The sequence below is a fragment of the Thermocrispum municipale DSM 44069 genome (assembly GCF_000427825.1).
GTDB classification, from domain to species: domain Bacteria; phylum Actinomycetota; class Actinomycetes; order Mycobacteriales; family Pseudonocardiaceae; genus Thermocrispum; species Thermocrispum municipale.
The window spans coordinates 196,933-217,743 of sequence record NZ_KE386593.1 but is presented as its reverse complement, the minus strand read 5'-3'; the positions used below and the strand labels follow the sequence as shown (position 1 = coordinate 217,743).

19 protein-coding genes are annotated in these 20,811 nt (G+C 69.5%); 12 read left to right on the top strand and 7 right to left on the bottom strand.

Going from position 1 to position 20,811, the window contains the following annotated elements; translation table 11 throughout:
* The first annotated feature begins 53 nt into the window (after positions 1 to 53).
* Genes YWM_RS0116435 through YWM_RS0116425 form a run of 3 tightly spaced genes read left to right on the top strand, consistent with a single transcriptional unit; the run spans position 54 to position 2,280 of the window.
* The gene (locus YWM_RS0116435) at positions 54 to 938 is read left to right on the top strand and encodes a DUF5926 family protein (protein ID WP_028851619.1); all 885 of its coding nucleotides are present in this window, start codon (positions 54 to 56) and stop codon (positions 936 to 938) included.
* On the top strand, positions 938 to 1,459 hold the full coding sequence (locus YWM_RS0116430; RefSeq protein ID WP_052345003.1) for a SigE family RNA polymerase sigma factor: 522 nt from the start codon (positions 938 to 940) through the stop codon (positions 1,457 to 1,459). The genes YWM_RS0116435 and YWM_RS0116430 overlap by 1 nt, the downstream gene beginning before the upstream one ends.
* On the top strand, positions 1,456 to 2,280 hold the full coding sequence (locus YWM_RS0116425) for a hypothetical protein (RefSeq protein WP_028851617.1): 825 nt from the start codon (positions 1,456 to 1,458) through the stop codon (positions 2,278 to 2,280). Before YWM_RS0116430 ends, YWM_RS0116425 begins: the two co-directional genes overlap by 4 nt.
* 214 nt (positions 2,281 to 2,494) lie before the next feature.
* Here YWM_RS0116425 and YWM_RS0116420 read toward each other — a convergent pair whose 3' ends face one another.
* The 5 genes from YWM_RS0116420 to YWM_RS0116400 all read right to left on the bottom strand — a co-directional run bounded on the left by YWM_RS0116420 (position 2,495) and on the right by YWM_RS0116400 (position 6,238).
* Complete coding sequence (locus tag YWM_RS0116420) at positions 2,495 to 3,046, bottom strand: ferritin (RefSeq protein WP_028851616.1); 552 nt, start codon at positions 3,044 to 3,046, stop codon at positions 2,495 to 2,497.
* Between the two features lie 87 nt (positions 3,047 to 3,133).
* Positions 3,134 to 4,354, bottom strand: coding sequence for an arginine deiminase (gene arcA / locus YWM_RS0116415; protein WP_084612471.1), 1,221 nt, complete (start codon positions 4,352 to 4,354; stop codon positions 3,134 to 3,136).
* The gene (locus YWM_RS25335; protein ID WP_052345001.1) at positions 4,351 to 5,007 is read right to left on the bottom strand and encodes an aminoglycoside adenylyltransferase domain-containing protein; all 657 of its coding nucleotides are present in this window, start codon (positions 5,005 to 5,007) and stop codon (positions 4,351 to 4,353) included. Before YWM_RS25335 ends, arcA begins: the two co-directional genes overlap by 4 nt.
* 4 nt (positions 5,008 to 5,011) lie before the next feature.
* Entirely contained in the window at positions 5,012 to 5,821 is an 810-nt protein-coding gene (locus tag YWM_RS0116405; RefSeq protein ID WP_028851614.1) for a CPBP family intramembrane glutamic endopeptidase, read from the bottom strand.
* Between the two features lie 27 nt (positions 5,822 to 5,848).
* The gene (locus tag YWM_RS0116400; protein ID WP_028851613.1) at positions 5,849 to 6,238 is read right to left on the bottom strand and encodes a hypothetical protein; all 390 of its coding nucleotides are present in this window, start codon (positions 6,236 to 6,238) and stop codon (positions 5,849 to 5,851) included.
* Between the two features lie 123 nt (positions 6,239 to 6,361).
* Here YWM_RS0116400 and YWM_RS0116395 point away from each other — a divergent pair, with 123 nt between their 5' ends.
* From YWM_RS0116395 to YWM_RS0116385, 3 genes are all read left to right on the top strand, one after another.
* Complete coding sequence (locus tag YWM_RS0116395) at positions 6,362 to 7,420, top strand: WD40/YVTN/BNR-like repeat-containing protein (protein WP_028851612.1); 1,059 nt, start codon at positions 6,362 to 6,364, stop codon at positions 7,418 to 7,420.
* A 213-nt stretch (positions 7,421 to 7,633) separates the two neighbouring features.
* Positions 7,634 to 8,479: a hypothetical protein gene (locus YWM_RS0116390; RefSeq protein WP_281168839.1), complete on the top strand. Its 846-nt coding sequence runs from the start codon at positions 7,634 to 7,636 to the stop codon at positions 8,477 to 8,479.
* Positions 8,476 to 9,144, top strand: a complete 669-nt coding sequence (locus YWM_RS0116385; RefSeq protein ID WP_028851610.1) for an IclR family transcriptional regulator — start codon at positions 8,476 to 8,478, stop codon at positions 9,142 to 9,144. Before YWM_RS0116390 ends, YWM_RS0116385 begins: the two co-directional genes overlap by 4 nt.
* Before the next feature lie 197 nt (positions 9,145 to 9,341).
* Here the strand turns inward: YWM_RS0116385 and YWM_RS0116380 are convergent, their stop codons facing one another.
* On the bottom strand, positions 9,342 to 9,938 hold the full coding sequence (locus tag YWM_RS0116380; protein WP_028851609.1) for a TMEM165/GDT1 family protein: 597 nt from the start codon (positions 9,936 to 9,938) through the stop codon (positions 9,342 to 9,344).
* A 390-nt stretch (positions 9,939 to 10,328) separates the two neighbouring features.
* Between YWM_RS0116380 and YWM_RS0116375 the strand changes: the two genes are divergently transcribed.
* From YWM_RS0116375 to YWM_RS0116350, 6 genes are all read left to right on the top strand, one after another.
* Positions 10,329 to 10,628, top strand: coding sequence for a DUF4333 domain-containing protein (locus tag YWM_RS0116375; protein ID WP_169721004.1), 300 nt, complete (start codon positions 10,329 to 10,331; stop codon positions 10,626 to 10,628).
* A 12-nt stretch (positions 10,629 to 10,640) separates the two neighbouring features.
* Entirely contained in the window at positions 10,641 to 11,066 is a 426-nt protein-coding gene (locus YWM_RS0116370) for an OsmC family protein (RefSeq protein ID WP_028851607.1), read from the top strand.
* Between the two features lie 97 nt (positions 11,067 to 11,163).
* Positions 11,164 to 11,793: a hypothetical protein gene (locus YWM_RS0116365; RefSeq protein WP_028851606.1), complete on the top strand. Its 630-nt coding sequence runs from the start codon at positions 11,164 to 11,166 to the stop codon at positions 11,791 to 11,793.
* Positions 11,794 to 11,881: 88 nt separating this feature from the next.
* Entirely contained in the window at positions 11,882 to 13,396 is a 1,515-nt protein-coding gene (locus tag YWM_RS0116360; RefSeq protein WP_028851605.1) for a hypothetical protein, read from the top strand.
* Entirely contained in the window at positions 13,393 to 14,052 is a 660-nt protein-coding gene (locus tag YWM_RS0116355) for a class I SAM-dependent methyltransferase (protein WP_028851604.1), read from the top strand. Before YWM_RS0116360 ends, YWM_RS0116355 begins: the two co-directional genes overlap by 4 nt.
* 207 nt (positions 14,053 to 14,259) lie before the next feature.
* Positions 14,260 to 19,749 carry an ATP-binding protein gene (locus tag YWM_RS0116350; protein WP_028851603.1) on the top strand — a complete coding sequence of 1,830 codons (5,490 nt, stop codon included), beginning with the start codon at positions 14,260 to 14,262 and terminating at the stop codon, positions 19,747 to 19,749.
* Positions 19,750 to 19,981: 232 nt separating this feature from the next.
* Here the strand turns inward: YWM_RS0116350 and YWM_RS0116345 are convergent, their stop codons facing one another.
* Entirely contained in the window at positions 19,982 to 20,800 is an 819-nt protein-coding gene (locus YWM_RS0116345) for a hypothetical protein (protein WP_028851602.1), read from the bottom strand.
* Between the last annotated feature and the right edge of the window lie 11 nt (positions 20,801 to 20,811).

Sequence of the window (20,811 nt, the reverse complement as noted above, 5' to 3'; positions counted from 1 at the left end):
ACCGGGTAGTTTCAACCAACCGGGGCGACAACCCGCAGCGAGGAGGTTTTCACGTGGCCAAGCGTTCCCGCCGCGCGCGTACCGCACGCCGGGCCGAGGAGAGGAAGAAGCAGAAGGTCCGCGACGTCTTCGTGGCTCAGCCGTTCGAGGGCCTGGCCGCGGAGACCGAGCTGATCGCGATGCGTGAGTTCGTGCCGTCGGCGACCGTGCAGCTGCCGTTGGCCGACGGTGGCGAGGTCACGCTGGCGACCGTGCTGCCAGGGGCGGCCGCTGCGATGGTGCGGGCGGACGGCAAGCGGTTCGTGGCCATGCAGGTGCAGACCCGCTCGGGTGATGTCAGCCGGGACATCGGGCGCAGCCTGCGTTGGGTGCTGGCGGCCGAGGAGGGCGAGGTGCTCGCCGCGCCGGACACCACGAGCCCGCCCGAGGAGGGCGAGCGACTGCAGGATCTGGTGAAGACCGACGCCGAGCTGGTGCCGGAGCTGCACGACGACTTCTCCTGGTGGCTGCCCGAGGATCAGGACTCGACCAGCAAAGAGGTGCAGCTGTCGCTGGAGCGAGCCAACGAGGCGATCCTGCCGACGCACCGTATCGGTCCGGCCGTGTACTGGGTGGACACCGGCGAGAAGGCGCACATCCGGTGGGTCCGGCCGGAGCCGGAGAACGACGTGCTCAAAGCCTTGGCGCGATTGTCTGCACGCGGCGAACTGGACCTCGGGGAGGATTCCCGCTATGCGGGCTCGTTCCGCGCGCACGGCCTGCTGGTTCCGGTGTGGGACGTCGACCGTGAGGCGCATGCCCGCGAGTGGGCCGAGCCGGTCGAGCGGTTCGGCGAGCGGCTGGAGCAGGCGCTGGCCAGCTTGTCCGCCGAGCCGTTGACCGGTGAGGAGCGGCGGGCTCGGGACGGCATTCTCGGACGGCAACTGACCTTGCGGTGATGGGGGGCGGGGCCGTGGCGCGCGAGCTGGGGGATTTCGGCGAGTTCGTCGATGCCCAGCTGCCTGGGCTGCTGCGCTACGGCTACGCCTTGACCGGCAACCCGCACGACGGCGCCGACCTGGTGCAGACGGTGCTGGAGAAGATCGGTTCGCGCTGGAACAGCATCTCGCGCAAGACCGACGACCCGGTCGCCTACGTGCGGCGTTCCATGGCCAACGCGCACATCTCCCGGTGGCGCAAGCGGCGGCGGGAGCAGCTGGTCGCCGAGCTGCCGGAGAATCGCGACACCTACCAGCATCCGGACCCGTTCGAGCACGAACCGCTGTGGCAGGCGCTACGCGAACTGCCGCCGAGGCAACGTGCGGTGATAGTTCTGCGTTACTACGAAGGACTGTCCGAAGCGGAGATAGCGCACAGCCTGGGCGTGAGCCCGGGAACGGTGAAGAGCCAGGCGAGCAAGGCCATCACTTCACTGCGCAAGAAGCTGGCCGGAGCAGCGAAGGAGGGAGGTCAGCCGTGAGTGAGCGTTCCGATCACGACGTGGTGTCGGACCTGCGCAGGTTGTTCGACGACGAGCGGCTGACCGTTCACGTCGCGCCGGGCGCGCGGGACGCGGTGGTCTCCGGGGCCCGTCGGGTGCGCAGGCGCCGGGAGATGGCCGTCGTGGGCAGCGGCCTCGCGGTGGTCGCGGTCGCCGCGGTGGGCGTCGCCGTGATGGCGATGCCGCCCAATGGCGATCAGCAGGGCACGGTGGCCGCGTCGGGTACAGGGCCGACGCTGTCGACGGCGGAGAGCTCGTCGGTGGCGCCTCCGTCACGCGAACCGCAGGTGGAGCGGGTGCCGACGCAGAGCGACACGAAGGAAGCGCCGGAGTCGGAGCCACGCAGCGAGCCACCACCGCCGTCGAAGACCTCGCAGGACAGCTCACCGGACGTGCCGAATGTGCCGCTGTACGCCAGTGGGCCGATCGGTCCGAGCGGGTGGGGGCCGATCGAGCTGGGGATGTCGTACGAGGAGGTGCGGAAAGCCGGCTATCTCGGTGAGAACACCGCGCCGCCGCAGGGCTGCACGACGTATGTGCTGTCCACCCGCGACGATCAGGTCAGCGCCCTCACGATCTCCGAGTCCGGTGTCGGACGCATCTCGGCCGGGAACAACGGCCGCACGCCGGAGGGGGTTGGTTCGGGCACTTCGAAGGAAGAGCTGCGCAACACCTACCCGGACGGCACGGAGTCCGACGGCGTGTATCGAGCGGACACCGGGGCGGGGACGACGTACGAGTTCGCGGTGCCCGACGGGGACGAGGTCAGCGGGTTCGCGCTGACCGACGGGACCTGTTGAGGTAGGGGCCGCAGCCGGCCGGGCCTGGCGAGACGCCCGACGACCCTGGCCCGCGGGACACCCGGCATGCATCGACCGGATGCTGGTCTGGAGCCGCCTCTCCGGCACGCCCGACCCCGCGGCTTGCGGTGAGCGGGCTCCCGGCGTTCCCGACCGTACGCCGGCCCACGCAGAGACACCCGCGCGCTGTCGCCCAAACCCGTTACGACGGCCCTTACAGCGCCCCTCCGGCCACCGGCGGCATGTCGGCGGCATCGCCGCCGTCGCCGACCGTCTCCCGGTGCAGGAAGCGCTCGATCTCGAACACGTCGTCCCCGGCGCGTTTGGCGACCGTGAGCAGCGTGCTCATCTGCGAGATCTCCTCCACCTGCTCGGCGAGGAACCAGTGCATGAACTGCTCGCTGGTGTAGTCGTCGGCGTCCCTGGCCGCCCGCACCAACGACTCGATGTCCCTGGCGACCTGCTTCTCCTGGTCGAGCGCGAGCTGGATCAGCTCGATCGGCGCGGTGAACTCGTTGCGCACCTCCGGCACACCGGGGATCTCCACGTGATGGTCGGTGTCCAGCATGTACTGCACCATGGCGAGCGCGTGGTTACGTTCTTCCACCGCCTGGCGGTAAAAATGCTTGGCCAGTTGCGGCAAATCTTCGTTGTCGAACCACACCGCCAACGCAATGTACTGCTGGGACGCGTGAAACTCGTTTTGAATTTGGTCCTGGAGCAGCTCGAAAAATTTGGATCGAGGATTTTTCTTGGTGAGTGGCATACTCCGACCATACGTGCCCTGACCTGCGCCTTTCCACCCAGGCAAGCCTAACATCGGCGAGGGGGATCTAACTTTGGTAAGCCTCGCCTAAAATTGTTCCCGAATAATCGGGCACGACATACAACGCGGACCACCACGCCCCGATCCCAGCTCGGATCCGGCGATCGCCAGCACCTCGATCCCGGCCTGTTCCAGCCGGGCATTGGTTTCCACGTTGCGCTCGTAACCGATCACCACGCCGGGCGCCACCGCCAGCGTGTTGTTGCCGTCGTCCCACTGCTCACGCTCGGCGGTCACCGGGTCGAGCCCGGTGTCGATGACCCGCAGTTTGTCGATGCCCATCGCATCGGCGGCTGCGGCCAGGAACGGCTCCGGCCCCTCGATCTGCAGCTGTCCACCGTCGGAGTCCGCCGACCGTAGCGTGAACGCTTCCAGGGAGTCTCGCGTCGGCGGGTACATGACCACAGCGTCGGCGTGAACCATCGTGCAGACGGTGTCCAGGTGCATGGTCGCGCGGGTCTGGGTGATCGGCACGGCCAGCACGGTGTGCGCCGCCTGGTCGGAGAACAGCGACCGCGCCAACGCTTCGACGCCGGCGGCCGTGGTCCGCTCACCCACACCGACCGCCACCACACCGGGGGCGAGCAACAGGACGTCGCCGCCTTCGACGGGAGCGTGGTGCGAGCCGTACGCGCGGCCTGCGGTGGAGAAGCGTGGGTGGTAGGCGTAGATGACGTCGAGCAGTGCGGTCTCCCTGGCGCGGGCGGGCATCGCCAACGACGCCACCGCCACCCGGTCGGCGATCCACACCGACGAGTCGCGAGTGAACAGCAGGTTCGGCAGCGGGTCGATGGCGAACGTGTGCGGATGGTTCATCTTGCGCACCAGCGAGGCGCCTTCGTGGGCGGGCAGCTCCTCGAACGTCATCCCGCAGATCAGCACCCGGGCAAGCGTCTGCGCGTCGACGGAGGACAGGTAGCTGCGCAGCACATCGGTCAGGCTCGGGCCCAGGCGGCGCGGGTCGACCGCGATGTCCACCCCAGCGGCGTGCGCCCGCTCGTCGGTCAATGCCGTGGTGAGCAGGTCGTTGAGGAGCAGCACTTCCACGCCGCGCGAGCGCAGCAGCTCGGCGAACTGGTCGTGTTCTTCCTGCGCGCGGGTCACCCACGGGATCGAGTCGAACAGCAGCGAATCGTTGTTGCGCGGGGTGAGCCTCTTGAGCTCGTCTCCCGGGCGGTGCAACAGCACCGAGCGCAGCGGGCCTACTTCACTGTCGACGTGCGGGGTGGCTTTGGGTGTCTGGCTCACCCGCTGAGTTTAGGGTTCTCGACGCCGCTTCGTCGCGCCAAAGCGGCGTCGATCTTGCTGGGGTCCGCCACCCGCTCTCGAGCCCACAGCGCCGCCGCGGTCTTCGACGCCCACCTCCCGGTTTCCGCGTAGTGCCAGGCACGACAGGCGTTGAGCACCGCATTGGGCTGGGTGCGCTCATTGGCGTCGTGCCAGTCCAGCGAGTCGTTCAGTGCCCGGTGGACGACCTCCGGCGGCACCGGAGCAAGCAACTCGTGGGCGGGCGGCCCGTACAGCGGAATGGCGCGTTCCCTGGCCATCGCGATGTCCAGCACGAACCAGTGCGCCGGTTCGGTCGCCGGGTCGGTCGACACGCGCACCGGGTCGGTGTTCACGTTCAGCTGCCAGCGCGACGGCTGATCCGGCCCCGGCGGGTACAGAACGAACTCCAGTTGTCTGGCCGGACAAGGCAAGGCGATCAGGGCGTCGGCCAACGCGCGACGTACGGGCTCCGGTTGGGTCTCGGCCACGGCGAGGATGTCGACGTCGCTGCTGCCGGGTCGGTAGTCGTCCCACGCGATCGAACCGATCAGCCAGGCGCCGAGCAGCGATCCGGGCAGCAAGTGCTCCCGCAGTGTGCGGACGACCTGGCGAGCGTAAGCGTGTGGATCCACGGCGCTATCCCGGCAGCCAGGAAACCCCGCGCAACAGCGAGTAGCCGACGAACGCGACGATGTCGAGCAGGGCATGGGCGATGATCAGCGGCCACAGCCGGTTGGTCTTCTGCCACACGCGACCGAAGATCAGGCCCATCACCACGTTGCCGACGAACCCGCCGAGGCCCTGATAGAAGTGGTAGCTGCCGCGCAGCACCGACGAGATGAGCAGGCTGCGGTTCTCGCTGACGCCCAGTTGTCGTAGCCGGGTGAGCAGCAGGGAGACGACCAGCAGTTCTTCGGCGAGCGCGTTGCCGATGGCGGACAGCGTGAGGGCGATCGGCCGCCACCACGTCTCGTCCATGGCCGACGGCAGCACCGCGCGGTTGAGACCCAGCTGCCAGGCGATCAGATAGAGCGCCAGCCCGGGGATGCCGATCAACGCGGCGAGGCCGACACCGCCGAGCCAGTCCTTCTTGTCCGTGCGACCGAAACCGATGCGGCGCAGCTCGATGCCGGAACGCCACAGCAGGTACGCGCCCAGCGCGCCCCACCCGACCAGCCGCACGACACCGAGCAACTGGCGCAAGAAGTCGATCAGCTGGATGTCGGTCGTGGTGACGTTGAGCGCCACCTTCTGGTCGGCGAGCGCTGCCTGTTGCAGCAGGCCGTCCAGGTAGGACAGCAGGCTGCTCGCGCCGGACAGCCCGAGCGTGATCGCGAAGACGATCAGTAGCTCGATGCGAACCGCGCGCCGATCCCGCTCCTCGGTCAGCATCGCGGGGAACTCCGGCCGGGCCGGATTCAGCCACGCACGCAGGGTGGACGCCACGCGCCCACACTAGCGGCGCGATCGAGGTCAGCCGCGTCGGCGTCGCCGGACGATCCGTGTGGCGCCGGGCAGGAAAATGCCCGCGATCAACGCGGTCAGGGCGGCACCGATGATCAACCACAGGACGGCGGCGAGCCCTTGGTTGGCGGCCAGTTCGAGCGTGGCGTTGTCGAAGGTGAACAGGTTGTTCAGCCCCAGCGAGACGGCGTTGGCGAACGAACGCACGAACGAGGCGAACGCGTTGCCGAAGTTCGCTCCGGCGGCCACCAGCACGATGTGCAGCACCAGCACCAGCGCGAACAGCCCGGTGACGAACCGGATCACCGTGTTGAGGGTCCGCACCACACGGATCCGGCCGTCGGGTTGCTCGACGATCTCTTCTTCGCGATCGGCGAAATCATCTTCTCCTGTGGTCATAGTGCGTGAGTTCTACCCGGCCAGGCGGTAGATCAAACCTTCAGATCTGGGCGTCGGGCACGCGTTCGGCTAGGTTGCTCGCTGGCCGTCACATCCGGGCCATCGGACGAGGGAGTCAGGACCATGAAGACCCTGCGTGCTGCCGTACTTGCCGGCGTCGCCGCCACCACCGTGCTCGTCGCGCCGACCGCAACCGCGGCATCGAGCGTGGACCTGCGCTGGGAGTTGAAGGAAACCGGGACGACCGCGCAATTCCGTGGGCTGTCGGTGGTGAGCAACGACGTGGTGTGGACCAGCGGCCAGGGCGGCACTGTGCTGCGGACGACCGACGGAGGGCAGACGTTCGAGTCCGTCGGGCCCGAGGGAGCCGAAGACCTGGACTTCCGGGACATCGAAGCCTTCGACGCCAGGACCGCGGTCATCCTGAGCATCGGTGAGGGTGGCGACTCGCGCATCTACCGCACCACCGACGGCGGCAAGACGTGGGACAACGTCTTCACCAACGCCGAGCCGACGGCCTTCTACAACTGCGTGTCGTTCTTCGACCGCAAGAACGGGCTCGCGGTCAGCGACCCGGTCGACGGCAAGTTCCGGCTCATCGAGACCCACGACGGCGGCAAGACGTGGAGCATCGTGCCGTCCGACGGTATGCCGCCCGCGCTGCCGAACGAGTACGGCTTCTCCGCCAGCGGACAGTGCCTGGCCGTTGCGGGTAAGCGGGACGCGTGGATCGCCAGCGGCGGTGGTGACGAGGCTCGGGTCTTCCACTCCGCCGATCGCGGGCACACCTGGACGGTGTCCACCACGCCGCTGGCCAGCAGCGAGAGCGCGGGTGTCTTCGCGGTGGCGTTCCGGAACCCGCGCATCGGGATCGCGATCGGTGGCGACTACGTGGAGCCGACGAACGGCGCCGACGCCCTGGCGTTGACCCGGAACGGTGGCAAGAGCTGGCGTGAGCCGCACAATGCGCCGCGGGGGTACCGGTCGGCGGTGGCCTACCACCCGTGGTTCGGCAACGTGGCGCTGGCCGTCGGTCCGACGGGCAGCGATGTCAGCCTGAACGGCGGGGTGACCTGGCGGCAGTTCGACGACGGCAGCTTCGACACCGTGGACTGCGCGTCCGACGGGGCCTGCTGGGCGTCCGGCCAGGACGGGCGCGTGGCGCGATTGGCGCTGGACTGATCACGTCGGCCGGAGGTGGTGATGGTGCTGCGGCCGGTCGGGCGGCGGTGATCGTGCCGGGGAGGATCGCCGGACCTTCCCGGGCAGGCGACACCTCGCCTTCGACCGGGCGGAGCGGCGCACCGGTTGCGCCGAAGGTGTTCGATAATCGGGCAAGTTGTCCGAATAAAGTACGATACTAGCGTGTCAACCGTGTCGAGCCCAGCGGAAGTCATGCCTCAAGGACCTCGCCCCACTCCGCCCCTGTTCAGCAAGCTGGTAGACGACTCCGCGTTGTTCCCACCCGGCACGGCGAGCATGGCGGAAGCGCTGCACAGTTACCTGGACGCGCGGACCGGGCCGCACTCGGGTGTCCTGGGGTTGTTCTTGTGCCCGGCGTCGCGGTTGCCGGAGCTGATCACCGAGTTGATCAAGATCCGCCCGTCCACCCCGTTGCCGTTGTCGTTGGTCATCGACACCGGTCTCGGCGGGGTGCCGAAGGCGATCTCCATCGTGGAGTCGCGCGCCGAGTTGCTGAACCTGCACATGGTCGAGATGCCCGCCCCGTCGGACGTCGACGACGTCTGGCTGGAGCGCGTGTCGGAGTTCGTGCCCGAGGACGTCGTGCGGGTGGTCGAGCCGCGGCGCGGCAAAGGCTGGCTGGACGGCGTGCGCAACGTGATCGAGCACGGCAGCTGGCCGAAGATCCGCTGCGGTGGCCAGTCGCCGGAGAACTTCCCCAGCGTGGACGAGGTGGCCGACTTCCTTGCCGTGGTCGCGGGTGTCACGGGTGCCTCGTTCAAGGCGACCAACAGCCTGCATCGGGCCGTCCGGCACACCGACCCCGACACCGGCATCACCCACCACGGCTCGCTGAACCTGCTGGTGGCTTCGGCGCGGTGCCTGGCCGGTGGCGACGTCCGGGATGCACTGTCCTCGACCGACGCCGATGCGCTGACCGCGGAAGCCAAGGGGCTGTCGGACCAAGCGGCCAAGGCCGTGCGTGAGCTGTTCGCCTGCTACGGCTCGGCCACGTTCGGCGAGACGGTCACCGACTTCGAGGAGCTGGGGTTGCTGTGAGCCAACCTCCGGCGTCGCTGACGCTGGACCGGGGTCTGGCACTGCTGGAGGCGGTGGCGGACGCCGAGGGTGAGGCTTGCACGGTTGCCCAGCTCGCCGCGCACATCGGGGTCAGCAGGGCCGCGGTGTACCGGCTACTCGGCCCGCTGTGCGATCGCGGCCTGTTGTACCGGGACGGCTCCCGCGTGCGGCTGGGTGTCGGATTGTTGCGGCTCGCGGGTCGGGTCGTCCCGCAGATGCGCGAGCTGGCCATCCCGGTGTTGCGGCAGTTGGCCGAGGATCTCGGCGCGACCGCCCATCTGTCCGTGGCGGACAACGACACGGTCCGTGCGGTGGCCGTCGTGGAGCCGACGTGGACCAGCTATCACGTCGGCTACCGGGTCGGGTCGACGCACCCGATCGGCCGCGGTGCGGCAGGCAAGGCTCTCACGTTGTCCGCGCTCCGCCCGGGCGGTAAGGGCTGGGTGTCCAGCGTCGGTGAGCTGGAGGCGGGAGCACACGGCATCGCCGCTCCGGTGCGCGGCGTCCCGGGTTTGCGGGCCAGTGTCGGTGTGGTGTCCCTGCACGCATTGGACGGCCAGGAGGTCGGGCCACGGGTGATGCAGGCGGCCACCGAGCTCGCCGCGGCTCTCGGCGGCGGTGCCCGGGATCAGAACGTCAGCTGACGGCACGGCGAACGACTGCCCGGTGGCCGCCGTCAGCGGAGCCCGCACGGCGGCCGGCACTGGGGACGACTGCCCGGTGACCCGCGTCAGCTGAGGCCTGCACGGTGGCCGGCACTGGGGACGACTGCCCGGTGACCTGGGTCAGCTGAAGGCCTGCACGGTGGCCGGCACTGGGGACGACTGCCCGGTGACCTGGGTCAGCTGAAGGCCTGCACGGTGGCCAGCACGGCGAACGCGGCGAAGGCGCAGCCGGCGATGCGCTGCAGCAGCTTCGGCCGGATACGGGCCCGGATCTTGCGGCCGAGGAAGACCGCGATCGCCGCGACCGCGACCAGGGCGCAGAACGCGCCGAGAGCGACGGCGACCGGCTCGCCGAAGCGGGCGGTCAGGCCCGCGGTCGCCAGCTGGGAGGCGTCGCCGAGCTCGGCGGCGAACAGCACACCGAACGACGTGGCGATGGCCCGGGTCATGGTCGTCACCGGTCCGGTGCGGCTGGCGTCGATCGACTCGTCCTCCGGCTTGGCGAAGCTTTCCCGCAGCAGCAGGTACGAGCCGATGGCGAAGATTGCCGCGACCACCGCGGCCACGATGTTCTCCGGGAGCAAGCTCAACGCTTGGCCGAACAGGGCGGCGACCACGACGTGGATCGCGAACGCCGCGCTCGCGCCGGTCAACACCGCGCGCGCCGGATAGCGGGTGGTCAGCACCAACGTCGCAACGAGCGTCTTGTCCGGCAGCTCAACGGCGAAGACCAGGGCGAACGCCGTGGCGAACGCAAGAATTTCAGCGGACAACTCGTGGTACACCCCTCTCCGGAAAACGACGTTATCGACAATTCCGGGGCATTGCCACTGATCGCGCTCGCGAATTGTTCGCTACGGCGTATGGTGATCGAATATTCGGCGCCGACCACCATTTTGTTCGGTGAACCGAAAAATCAATTTTCCCGCAACCGTGCTAGTTTGTGCTGGTCAGCGGCCTGCGCTGCCCACGATGAACAGATCTCTTGTCTGTCGTGGCAGGTGTGTCGACCAACAGTTCGTGGTCGGCGTCACGGGTGACGCAGAACATTTTTTCGCCAATTTCGGACCCGACCGATCGGTACGGTACTGCCGGTTCCGCCGGCGGCTGGGCGCGATCGGGCCGAAGGGCAGCAGGTGGCGAACGGCGGTAAGTTTGGCCCCGTGATCGGTCGCGTAGCTGTCCTCGCGGTGCTGCTGGCGCTCGTCGGCTGCGGCACGGAGTCCGAGCGGGTCATCGAACCGGGAGAGCTCTCACGCGGGGTGTCCGAAGCGCTGACCAGCGCAGGCAAGCAACACGACGACGTGCAGTGTCCGGACAGCGTGCGCGCGCAGATCGCCGAGTCGGTCAAGTGCACGATGGCCGCGGACGGCAAGCGCTACGAGGTCACCGTGGTGATCAAGGATGTGCAGGGCGATCAAGCGACCTACGACGTCGACGTCGCGCCACAGCCACTGCCCTGACATGATGCGGGCATGAGTGCGAGCAGCAAACGATCGGTGTCGATCACCCGAACCGAGCTTGGCAAGTACGTCGCGACCAACAGCCGGGGCGGCAAGCTGGAGTTCGGCACCGGCAAGGAGTCGGACGCGTTCACGCCCGTCGAGCTCCTGCTCACCGCGATCGCGGGCTGCACGGCGATCGACGTCGACACCGTGACGTCCCGTCGGGCCGAGCCCGAGCAGTTCGAGCTCGTCGCCAGCGGAGACAAGATCAAGGACGACGACGGCAACCGCATGGAGAACCTCGAGGTGGTCTTCCGGGTGCGTTTCCCGGAGGGGCCGGAGGGTGACGCGGCACGGGAGATGCTGCCCGCCATGGTGACCAAGTCGCACGACCGCTGGTGCACCGTCAGCCGCACCGTCGAGCTGGGTACTCCGGTTCGCCCGGTAGTGGAGTAACCGGGCCTCGCGGCAGGAATCCCCCACCGATGTAATCGCCGTCACCGGACTGTGGCATGCTGCCGAACGGGTGAAGCGTCACACGGTTGGAGGGCCAGTGGAGGACGAAGACCAGCTCGCCTGCCATGAACTCCTGCTGCGCCTGGCCGGCAGGCTGCCGGACGAGGAGCTGTGGCGCTACCGCGATTGGCTCGCCGAAGGTGCCATGGGCGTGCTGGCCCGAACGTTGCCGAAGGCGCTGCTCAGGCATGACATCGATCTCGAGCCGGACGATCACCGGCTGCTGCGTACCGCCCTGCTGCCGCACGGTGCCGATCCGCATCTGGTCAGTTCGGCACTTGGGGTGGATGACACACCCGAAGGGCGGTACACATTCACAGAAACTGCACCTGATCGGTGGAACGCCGTGGACTCGGTGTCGGCGGTGATCGGTGCGGCGCTGCGGAAGCGGCCGGAGGTCGGCGAGGTTCGTCAGACCTGGCGGTACCGCACGACGCCCGGCGATCACGACACCAAGCGGGTAGTACTGGTCACCGCACTGGCGGGGTGGCCAAGGTTGACCGGCGAGCTGCAGCGGGTGGTGCGCATCCTCGGTGAAGAGGTGCCCTGCATCGAAGTGCTGCCGCCCGATTGGGAGCTGCCGGACTATCACCGGGCCGCGCTGGCACGCTCGCAGCGGGTGAGCATCGGCGCGGAGGACACCAAGCATCCGGTCGGTGCCGCATAGTGCGGTGCCGAGCGCAACGGCCTTCGGGGAGGTCGGCGGGTGGCAGGAACGACGGGAGCGCCACCCGTTGGCCGGAGGGAGGACAGGCATGGTCGAGGGCAACGAGCCGGCAGCGCTGTCGCTGCGGCTGCACCGCGTACTGCTCGCGCTCGCCGGCCGACTCGACGACACGGCGTTGAGCCAGGCGCGGCGGCTCGCCGCGCGGGCGCGCACGGGTGAAGCCGCCGAGCTGGTCGGGGGCGCGTTGATCGCCGGCGACATCCCGGTCCGGTCGGCCGAGCAGGCCGAACTCGCCGCGGTGCTCACCGCCTCCGGCGCGGAGGAATGGTTCGCCACGAACTTGCGGGTCGACGACGCTACCGACGCGGGCGAGCACCGGTTCAGCGGCACGGAGACGGCGAGCGACGGCGTGGCGGAGGCGCTCGATCTCGTGGTGCACCGGCTGCCCGACGTGCGCAGCGTGCATGCGGTCTGGCGGAACACCGTGGCAGGTACGACACCCGGTCCGATGCCGCAGCGGGTGGTGCTGGCCGAGGTGGGACCGGAAGGCAGCGCGCTGGCCACCGCGTATCGGATGGACACCGCGTTGCGGCGGGCAGGGATCCGCGCGGCCGTCGAGGTGCTGGAGACCGGGGCGGACTGGCCGGCCTACCACCGGCTGGCGCTGCGGTCGGCGGTGCGCGTGACGGGTGGATCGAGCACTGCCGAGGACCCGGCCGCGGTGACGTCCTCCTACGAGAAGTCGGATACCCCTTCCTTCGAGCGGCCCAGCTACGAGCCGGCTGGTGAGTCGGCCTACGGCGCGGAGCGCGAGGGGGTCGATTACCGGTCGCCCCGTGAGTCATTCGAGTCGGCGTCGCGCGAGTCGGCCGCCGAGCCGGCGTCGTACGAAGCGGCCACCGAGCCGTCGTACGAGTCGAGCGTGCCGGCGGAGCCCGAGCCGGAAGCGCGAACCGAGACCGCGGAGTGGCCCGCGCCGCCGGAGCCCGAGCAGCCGAGTGAGGAACCCGCCGCGCAGACTCCCGAACCGCCCGCCCAGCCCACCGAGGAAACGAGTTGGCCGCAGTCGTCGGCGAGCTCGTCGGAACAGTCCGAGTCGACCGGCCAGTACGTCGACCGCCCGTGGACCACGCAAATGCCGCAGGTCGACGTCGTCGAGTCCACCGGCGACAGCGATCTCGAGCCCGGCGAGCTGTTCTGGCCGCAGGCCGAGGCGTCCGCGAAGAAGTCGGCGAGCCAGACCGCGACCGCGGAACCCTCGTCCGGATCGACCGACGAGACGGTGCCCCCGGAGACCCCGGCCGAGCAGACCACCGAGATGTCCGCCGCCGAGCAGGAAGCGTTGCGCGCCGCCATCGCCGCGGACAAGCCGGCGGAGCAGGCCTCGGACTCCGAACAGACCACGATCACCCCGGACGGGGTGAACGCTCCGACCAGGGTGAACGAGCCCGCGGTGGCGTTTCCGCCGAAGGACCTGGACAACCCGCGGTTGAGTGAGCGGGACCGGGAGCTGCTGCGCGAGCTGCACGCGGAGCTGGCCAAACGCGAGCAGTCGGCGCAGCAGGTGCGGCTCAACGGCTGGGAACCAGGAGTGGGACGATGAGCGACCCCAAGGAGTGGATGGCGGACATCGCCTCACAGCACGAGGGGTCCTACGTCGAGCTGTACGAAAAGGTCTACGCGGCCGTCGCACGGGGCGAAGGCGAGGTCCCGTGGGCCGAGGTGGCCGAGCGGCACGAATGGCTGCGCGAGTGGGCCGCCGAGCAGCAATTGGACGGCACCGGCAAGAAGGCCGTGGTGGTCGGCTGCGGCTACGGCGCCGACGCCGAGTTCGTGGCGAGCCTCGGCTACGAGACGACCGCCTTCGACATCTCGCCGACGGCCATCGAGCTGGCCAAGCGCCAGCACCCGGATTCGCCGGTGCACTACACCGTGGCGAACGTGCTCGAGCCGCCCGCCGAGTGGTCGCAGGCATTCGATCTGGTTGTGGAGATCGTCACGGTGCAGGCGCTGCCGCGCTCGTTGCGCCGTCAGGTCATCGACGCCATCGGTGGCTTCGTCGCGCCGGACGGCCGACTGCTGGTGATCAACAACAAACAAGAGGAGCCGTTCACCGACGGCGACTTCGGGCCGTGGCCGCTGACCAGGGCAGAGTTGGACTCGTTCACCACAAGCGGGCTCACCGAGGTTCGCGTGCAGGATCGGCCCAGCGAGGAAGCGCCGCCGACGCGCCGCTGGCAGGCCGAGTTTCGGCGTTGAGAACGTCGGGTTGCTGTTTGGAGGAACCCTCCAAAATCTCGCTACCGAGCGTGCATATGCTCCCCATAGGTCTACCTGCCGGTAACCAGCATGCTGGCAAGTCGGTGGGCCAGCAGCGATGCCTGCTGGCTTCGGTAGGAGTAGAACGGTCGTAGTATCCGTTCGCCAAATTCGTCCGCATCGAGTGCCATCCAGGAGGCTGCCCCGGTGTTCCGTCGAGTCGCAATCGTCAACCGGGGGGAAGCCGCGATGCGACTGATCCACGCGGTCCGCGAACTGAACGCGGAGACCGGGGCGGGCATCGAGACGATTGCCCTCTACACCGACGCGGAGAGCGCGGCCACGTTCGTGCGCGAGGCCGACCACACGTATGCGCTCGGTCCGGCGGCCAACCGCCCGTATCTGGATCTCGCCGTGCTGGAACGCGCGCTGGTGGAGACGCAGGCGGACGCCGCGTGGGTCGGCTGGGGCTTTGTGGCCGAGGACCCGGCGTTCGCGGAGCTGTGCGACAAGCTCGGCGTGACGTTCATCGGCCCGAGCGCCGAGGCGATGCGCACGCTGGGGGACAAGATCGGCGCCAAACAGCTCGCCGAGCGCGTCGGCGTCCCGGTCGCCCCGTGGAGCGGCGGTCCGGTGGACAGCCTCGAAGCCGCCACCCAAGCCGCCGGTCGCATCGGCTACCCGTTGATGCTGAAGGCGACCGCGGGTGGCGGAGGCCGGGGCATCCGCGTGGTGCACGACGACGCCGAGCTCGCTGACGCGTTCGAGCGCACATCGGCGGAGGCGCAGCGAGCCTTCGGTTCGGGCGTGGTCTTCCTGGAGCGTCTGGTGACCGGCGCGCGGCACGTCGAGGTGCAGGTCATCTCGGACGGCAGCACGGCGTGGGCGGTCGGGGTGCGGGACTGCTCGGTGCAGCGACGCAACCAGAAGGTGATCGAGGAGTCGGCCTGCCCGCTGTTGGAGCCGGAGCAGATCGCGGAGTTGAAGGCTTCCGCCGAGCGGCTGGCGGTGGCGGTCGGCTACCGGGGCGCGGCCACGGTCGAGTTCCTCTACCAGCCCACCGAGCGACTGTTCGCGTTCCTCGAAGTCAACACCCGGTTGCAGGTCGAGCACCCGATCACCGAGGTCACCACCGGATTCGACCTGGTCCGGGCGCAGTTGCGGATCGCAGCGGGTGAACCGCTGACCGGTGAGCCGCCGAACGAGTCCGGTCACGCCGTCGAAGCCCGGCTCAACGCCGAGGACCCCGACCGGGAGTTCGCCCCCGCTCCGGGCCGGGTGCTTCGCCTGGCCCTGCCTGCCGGCCCGGGTATCCGGGTCGACACCGGGTTCTCCGAAGGGGACGTCATCCCGGCCGACTTCGACTCGATGATCGCCAAGATCATCGGCTACGGACCGACCAGGGAGATCGCGCTGGCCCGGCTGCGCCGGGCGCTCGCGGAGACCACGGTGCTCATCGAGGGCGGGGTCACCAACAAGAGCTTCCTGCTCGACCTGCTCGACCAGGAGCCGGTCGTGCACGCCAGCTGCGACACCGGCTGGATCGACCGGGTACGCGCCGAGGGCGGCCTGGTGGCCGACCGGCATGCCGGGGTGGCGCTCGCGGCCGCGGCGATCGAGGCGTACGAGGAGGCTGAGCGCACCGAGCGGCAGCGGCTGCTGTCGACCGCGCACGGTGGCCGTCCGCAGGTGCGGCACGAGGTCGGCCAGGCCATCGACCTGAAACTGCGCGGCAACTCCTACCGGTTGCGGGTCGCCCAGGTCAACGCGCAGCGGTATCGCGTGGTGGTGGAGTCCGGTAGCGGTGAGCAGTCGGTGGACGTCGCCGTCGAGCGGTACGACAACAGCACCGGCAGGCTGACCGTCAATGGTCGCAGCTTCCGGGTGGTGACCGGCACGCACGGGCCGATCCACTTGGTGGAGGTCGACGGAGTCACGCACCGGATCAGCCGCGACGAGGGCGGCGTGGTGCGTTCCCCGGCGCCCGCGCTGGTGGTCGCCACTCCGGTGGCGGCGGGCGCCGAGGTCGAGGCGGGCGCCCCGGTGATCGTGCTCGAGTCGATGAAGATGGAGACGGTGCTGCGGGCGCCGTTCGCCGCGAAGGTCACCGAGGCGCTGGTCTCGGTCGGTGCGCAGGTGGAGACCGGTGCGCCGCTGCTGCGCCTGGAGCCGATCGGTGACGGCGGTGCGCACGCCGACTCGGGCCCGTCGGCAGCGCTGGAGTTCCCGCCCGCGCCCGAGCTGCAGCTGCGGGAGCGGGCCGAGCGTGCGCTCACCGACCTGCGCAGCACGTTGCTGGGCTTCGACGTCGACCCGGCGGATGCGGGCAATCTGCTCAACGTCTACGCGCGCGACCGCGCCGAGCTCGGCCCGGCCGACCTGTTGGCCGAGGAGATCGAGCTGCTCAACCTGTTCGCGGATCTGTCGGAGCTGAGCCGCAACCGGCCGGGCGCGACCGACATGCCGGAAGTGCGGGATCCGAGCATGCCGGAGACCCGCGTGCACAGCCCGCGCGAGTTCTTCCACCGCTATCTGCAGAGCTTGGACACCGAGCGGGCCGGGGTGCCGGAGTGGTTCACCGACCGGCTGGCCAAGGTGCTCGAGCACTACGGCGTGCACAGCTTCGAGCGCACCGAGGCGCTGGAAGAGGCGGTGTTCCGCATCTTCCTCGCGCAGCAGCGCGCGGCGTCCGACGTGGCGATCGTGACCAGGATCCTGCGACGCTGGCTGGTCGAACCGCCGCCGGGCGAGGACCTCAAGTACGCCGCGGGCGAAGCGCTCGAGCACCTGGTCGAGGCCACCCAGCTACGCTTCCCGGTGGTCGGGGACCTGGCCAGGAGCGTGGTGTTCCGGTGGTTCGCCCAGCCGCTGTTGCGCCGCAAGCGGGCGGAGATCTACGCAGGGGTGCGCGCGCACTTGCGGTATCTCGACGCGAACCCGGACGCGCAGGACCGGGCCGAGCGGATCGCCGCCATGGTGGCGTGTCCGGAGCCGTTGGTGCGGCTGCTGGGGCAGCGCATCGCCCGGCCCGGCAGTGATGTCCGGCCGCTGCTCGAGGTGATGACCCGTCGCTACTACCGCGAGGTCGAGCTGGACGACGTGCGCGTCGAGGTCGTCGACGGGTTCCCGGTCGTGCACGGCTCGTATCGGCTGGACGGCCAGGCCCGGCGGATGGTCGCCACCGCGACTGACCATGCTGCACTGCCTGGTGCGCTGGCGGCGGTGGCGGCGCAGGCCGACCAGGATCTCGCCGTCGACATCTACCTGGCGTGGCCGGAGCAGCCCGAGGATCAGGACGATGTGGCGTCCGCGCTGCGCGCGGAGTTGTCCCAGGTGGAGTGGTTGCGCCGGGTCGAGCGGATCACCGTGTCGGTCGCGGGCCGCGCGGGCGACGTGCACCACCACCAGTTCACGTTCCAGCCCGGCGAGGGCGGCGAGCTCGTCGAGGACACGCTGATCCGCGGGATGCATCCGATGGTGGCGCGCCGGCTGCAACTACAACGGCTGGCGAATTTCGACCTCACCCGGCTGCCGTCCGCGGACGAGGACGTCTACCTGTTCCGCTGCGTGGCCAAGCAGAACCCGGCCGACGAGCGGTTGATCGCGATGGCCCAGGTGCGTGACCTGACACCGTTGCGGGACAGCGACGGCCGGTTGATCACGCTTCCGGCGGCCGAGGGCGCGCTGGCCGCGTGTCTGGCGGCCATCCGCAGCCACCAGGCCGAGCGGTCGGCGAAGAGCAGGCTGGACACCAACCGCGTGCTGATCTACTGCTGGCCGCCGAGCGATCTGAGCCTCGACGAGCTGCGCGGCATCGTGCACCGCGCGGCGCCGTCGACCTCGGGCGCGGGCATCCGTGAGGTGATGTTCGTCGGGCAGCAGCGCAACCCGGAGACCGGCGAGCTGACCGACGCGGCGTTGCGGATCTCCAGCAAGCCGGGCGAGGGTCTGCTCATCGACATCATCGACCCCCCGACCGAGCCGATCACCCCGCTGGACGACTACGCGCAGCGGGTGCTGCGGGCTCGTCGACGTGGCACCACGTATCCGTACGAGCTGACCGGCATGCTGGCGGGCCCGCACGGTTCGTTCGTCGAGTACGACCTCGACGACCGCGGCGAGCTGGTTCCGGTGGACCGGGCGCCGGGCGGCAACAAGGCCGCGATCGTCGCCGGTGTGGTCAGCACCCCGACCGAGCGCTACCCCGAGGGCGTGACCCGGGTCGTGCTGCTCGGTGACCCGACCAAGGCGCTCGGCGCGCTCAGCGAGCCGGAATGTGCGCGGGTCATCGCCGCGCTGGACCTCGCGGAGAAGATGCAGGTCCCGCTGGAGTGGTTCGCGCTGTCGGCGGGCGCGAAGATCTCGATGGACTCGGGCACGGAGAATCTCGACTGGGTCGGCCGCGCGTTGAACCGCATCGTCCGGTTCACCCAGGCGGGCGGCGAGATCAATGTCGTGGTGGCAGGCATCAACGTCGGTGCGCAGCCGTACTGGAATGCCGAGGCGACCATGCTCATGCACACCAAGGGCGTGCTGGTGATGACGCCGGACTCGGCGATGGTGCTGACCGGCAAGCAGTCGCTGGACTTCTCCGGCGGTGTCTCCGCCGAGGACAACTTCGGCATCGGCGGCTACGACCGGGTGATGGGCCCGAACGGTCAGGCGCAGTACTGGGCGCGGAGCCTGCCCGCCGCGCGGGACGTGCTGATGGAGCACTACGACCACACCTACGTCGTGCCCGGTGAGCGCGGGCCGCGGCGGGCGGAGACGTCGGACCCGCTGGACCGGGATATCTCGTCGTACCCGCACGAGGTGGCCGACAGCGACTTCCGCACGGTCGGTGACATCTTCTCGGCGGAGACGAACCCCGACCGGAAGAAGCCGTTCGACATCCGCACGCTGATGCGCGCGGTGGCCGACCAGGATCACCCGCTGCTGGAACGCTGGGCGGGCATGGCCGACGCGGAGACCGCGGTCGTGACCGACACGCATCTCGGCGGGTATCCGGTGTGCCTGATCGGTATCGAGTCGCGGTCGGTGCCGCGCCGCGGTTTCCCGCCGACCGACGGCCCGGACACCTACACCGCGGGCACGCTGTTCCCGCAGTCGTCGAAGAAGGTCGCGCGTGCGATCAACGCGGCGAGCGGGAACCGGCCGCTGGTGGTGCTGGCCAACCTCAGTGGGTTCGACGGGTCGCCGGAGTCGATGCGCAAGCTGCAGCTGGAGTACGGCGCGGAGATCGGCCGGGCGATCGTCAACTTCGACGGGCCGATCGTGTTCTGCGTGATCTCCCGTTACCACGGCGGCGCGTTCGTGGTGTTCTCGAAGGCGCTGAACCCGAACATGCAGGTGCTGGCGGTCGAAGGATCGTTCGCGTCGGTGATCGGCGGTGCGCCCGCGGCGGCCGTGGTGTTCCCGGGCGAGGTCAACAAGCGGACGGCGGCGGATGCCCGGGTCAAGGATCTGGAAGCCCGGGTGGCGGAGGCGACCGGTGCGGAGCGGGCCGCGCTGTCCAGCGAGCTGGCGGATCTGCGGGCCTCGGTGCGGGCGGAGAAGCTGAGCGAGGTGGCCGCGGAGTTCGACGCCATCCACAGCATCGAGCGGGCCGTCGAAGTGGGGTCGGTCGACCGGATCATTCGGGCGGACCGGTTGCGTCCGGAGTTGATCGCCGCGGTGGAGCGCGGACTCGGCGCCTGAGCGGCTCGGTGCGGGGTTGATCGCTGCGCGGACTGGGCGCTTTGAGCGACTCGGTGCGGAGTTGACCGCTGCGCGGACTGGGCGCTTTGAGCGACTCGGTGCGGAGCTGACCGTCGGCGGCGAGTGCGGGAGTGGCAGTTCGACATCTCTGCAGCGGAGCGCCGCGGTGGGCATGAGGAAGGGCAAGCGGCCCGGGCAGCCGGAACGTCGTCGGCACACCATCCGGCGCCGGTCAGGACGGCTCGAGCCGGTTGAGCGCCTTCTCGGCGTCCTTGACGGCGCGGACCGCGGCGTCGTACTCGCGCTGGGCCTCCCTGGCCGCGTCGCGCGTCTTGCGTAGGTCGCGCTCGGCTTCGGCGAGCTGGGCCTTGAGGTCCTCCACCTGCTGCTCGGCTTCCGTGGCCGCATCGTTGGCCTTGGCCAGGGCGTCCTCGGCCTTGGACTGCTCGTCCTGCGCGGTGGAGAGCCGGTCGCGGGCCGCGGCGATCTTTTCCTGCTTCTCGCGCTGTTTCGGGTCCGCCGGCTTCTCGTCGTCGTTGCCCGGCTTCTTCGGCTCGGACCGCCGGTGAGTGTCGACCGACGCGATCATCCATTGGTCGAAGCCGGACGGCGCCAGCGCGGCTTCGAGCCGTCCGGCGACGACCTCGGCAGCGGCGTCCGGATTGGCGATCGCCGCCTCCAGCGTGTCGCTGACCTGATCCATAACGGCCTGGGTCGGATCCGAGCCGAGGCTGCACACCCGCTCGGTCACCTTCTCCACCTCGGTCCGCTTGCGGTGGGACAACTCCCGCAGCTTCGTGCCGTCCAGGTCGGCGTGCGCCGCGCGCATCTCGTCGCCCAGCTCGATCAGCTTGCGCAGCTCGTCCGGATGGTCGTGAGCGAGCTGGTTGACCAGCGAGGCGGCCAGCGACGGCTTGCGCAAGGCTCCGATGCGTTGAGCCAACTCCTTGTCGCCGGCCTTCTTGGCCTCGGCGACCCGCTGATTCCTGGTGGGGATGAAGTCGTCGCGCGGCCCGGCGTACAGCTCGTCGGCCACCGCATCGAAGTCCATGTCATCAGTCT

What these genes read in the sequence shown, in the direction of transcription:
- YWM_RS0116370 (WP_028851607.1), top strand. Translation starts at nt 10,641, where the DNA reads ATGAGTGCGAGCAGCAAACGATCGGTGTCGATCACCCGAACCGAGCTT.
- YWM_RS0116390 (WP_281168839.1), top strand. Translation starts at nt 7,634, where the DNA reads ATGCCTCAAGGACCTCGCCCCACTCCGCCCCTGTTCAGCAAGCTGGTA.
- YWM_RS0116395 (WP_028851612.1), top strand. Translation starts at nt 6,362, where the DNA reads ATGAAGACCCTGCGTGCTGCCGTACTTGCCGGCGTCGCCGCCACCACC.
- YWM_RS0116400 (WP_028851613.1), bottom strand. Translation starts at nt 6,238, where the DNA reads ATGACCACAGGAGAAGATGATTTCGCCGATCGCGAAGAAGAGATCGTC.
- YWM_RS0116355 (WP_028851604.1), top strand. Translation starts at nt 13,393, where the DNA reads ATGAGCGACCCCAAGGAGTGGATGGCGGACATCGCCTCACAGCACGAG.
- YWM_RS0116360 (WP_028851605.1), top strand. Translation starts at nt 11,882, where the DNA reads ATGGTCGAGGGCAACGAGCCGGCAGCGCTGTCGCTGCGGCTGCACCGC.
- YWM_RS0116430 (WP_052345003.1), top strand. Translation starts at nt 938, where the DNA reads ATGGGGGGCGGGGCCGTGGCGCGCGAGCTGGGGGATTTCGGCGAGTTC.
- YWM_RS0116345 (WP_028851602.1), bottom strand. Translation starts at nt 20,800, where the DNA reads ATGGACTTCGATGCGGTGGCCGACGAGCTGTACGCCGGGCCGCGCGAC.
- YWM_RS0116420 (WP_028851616.1), bottom strand. Translation starts at nt 3,046, where the DNA reads ATGCCACTCACCAAGAAAAATCCTCGATCCAAATTTTTCGAGCTGCTC.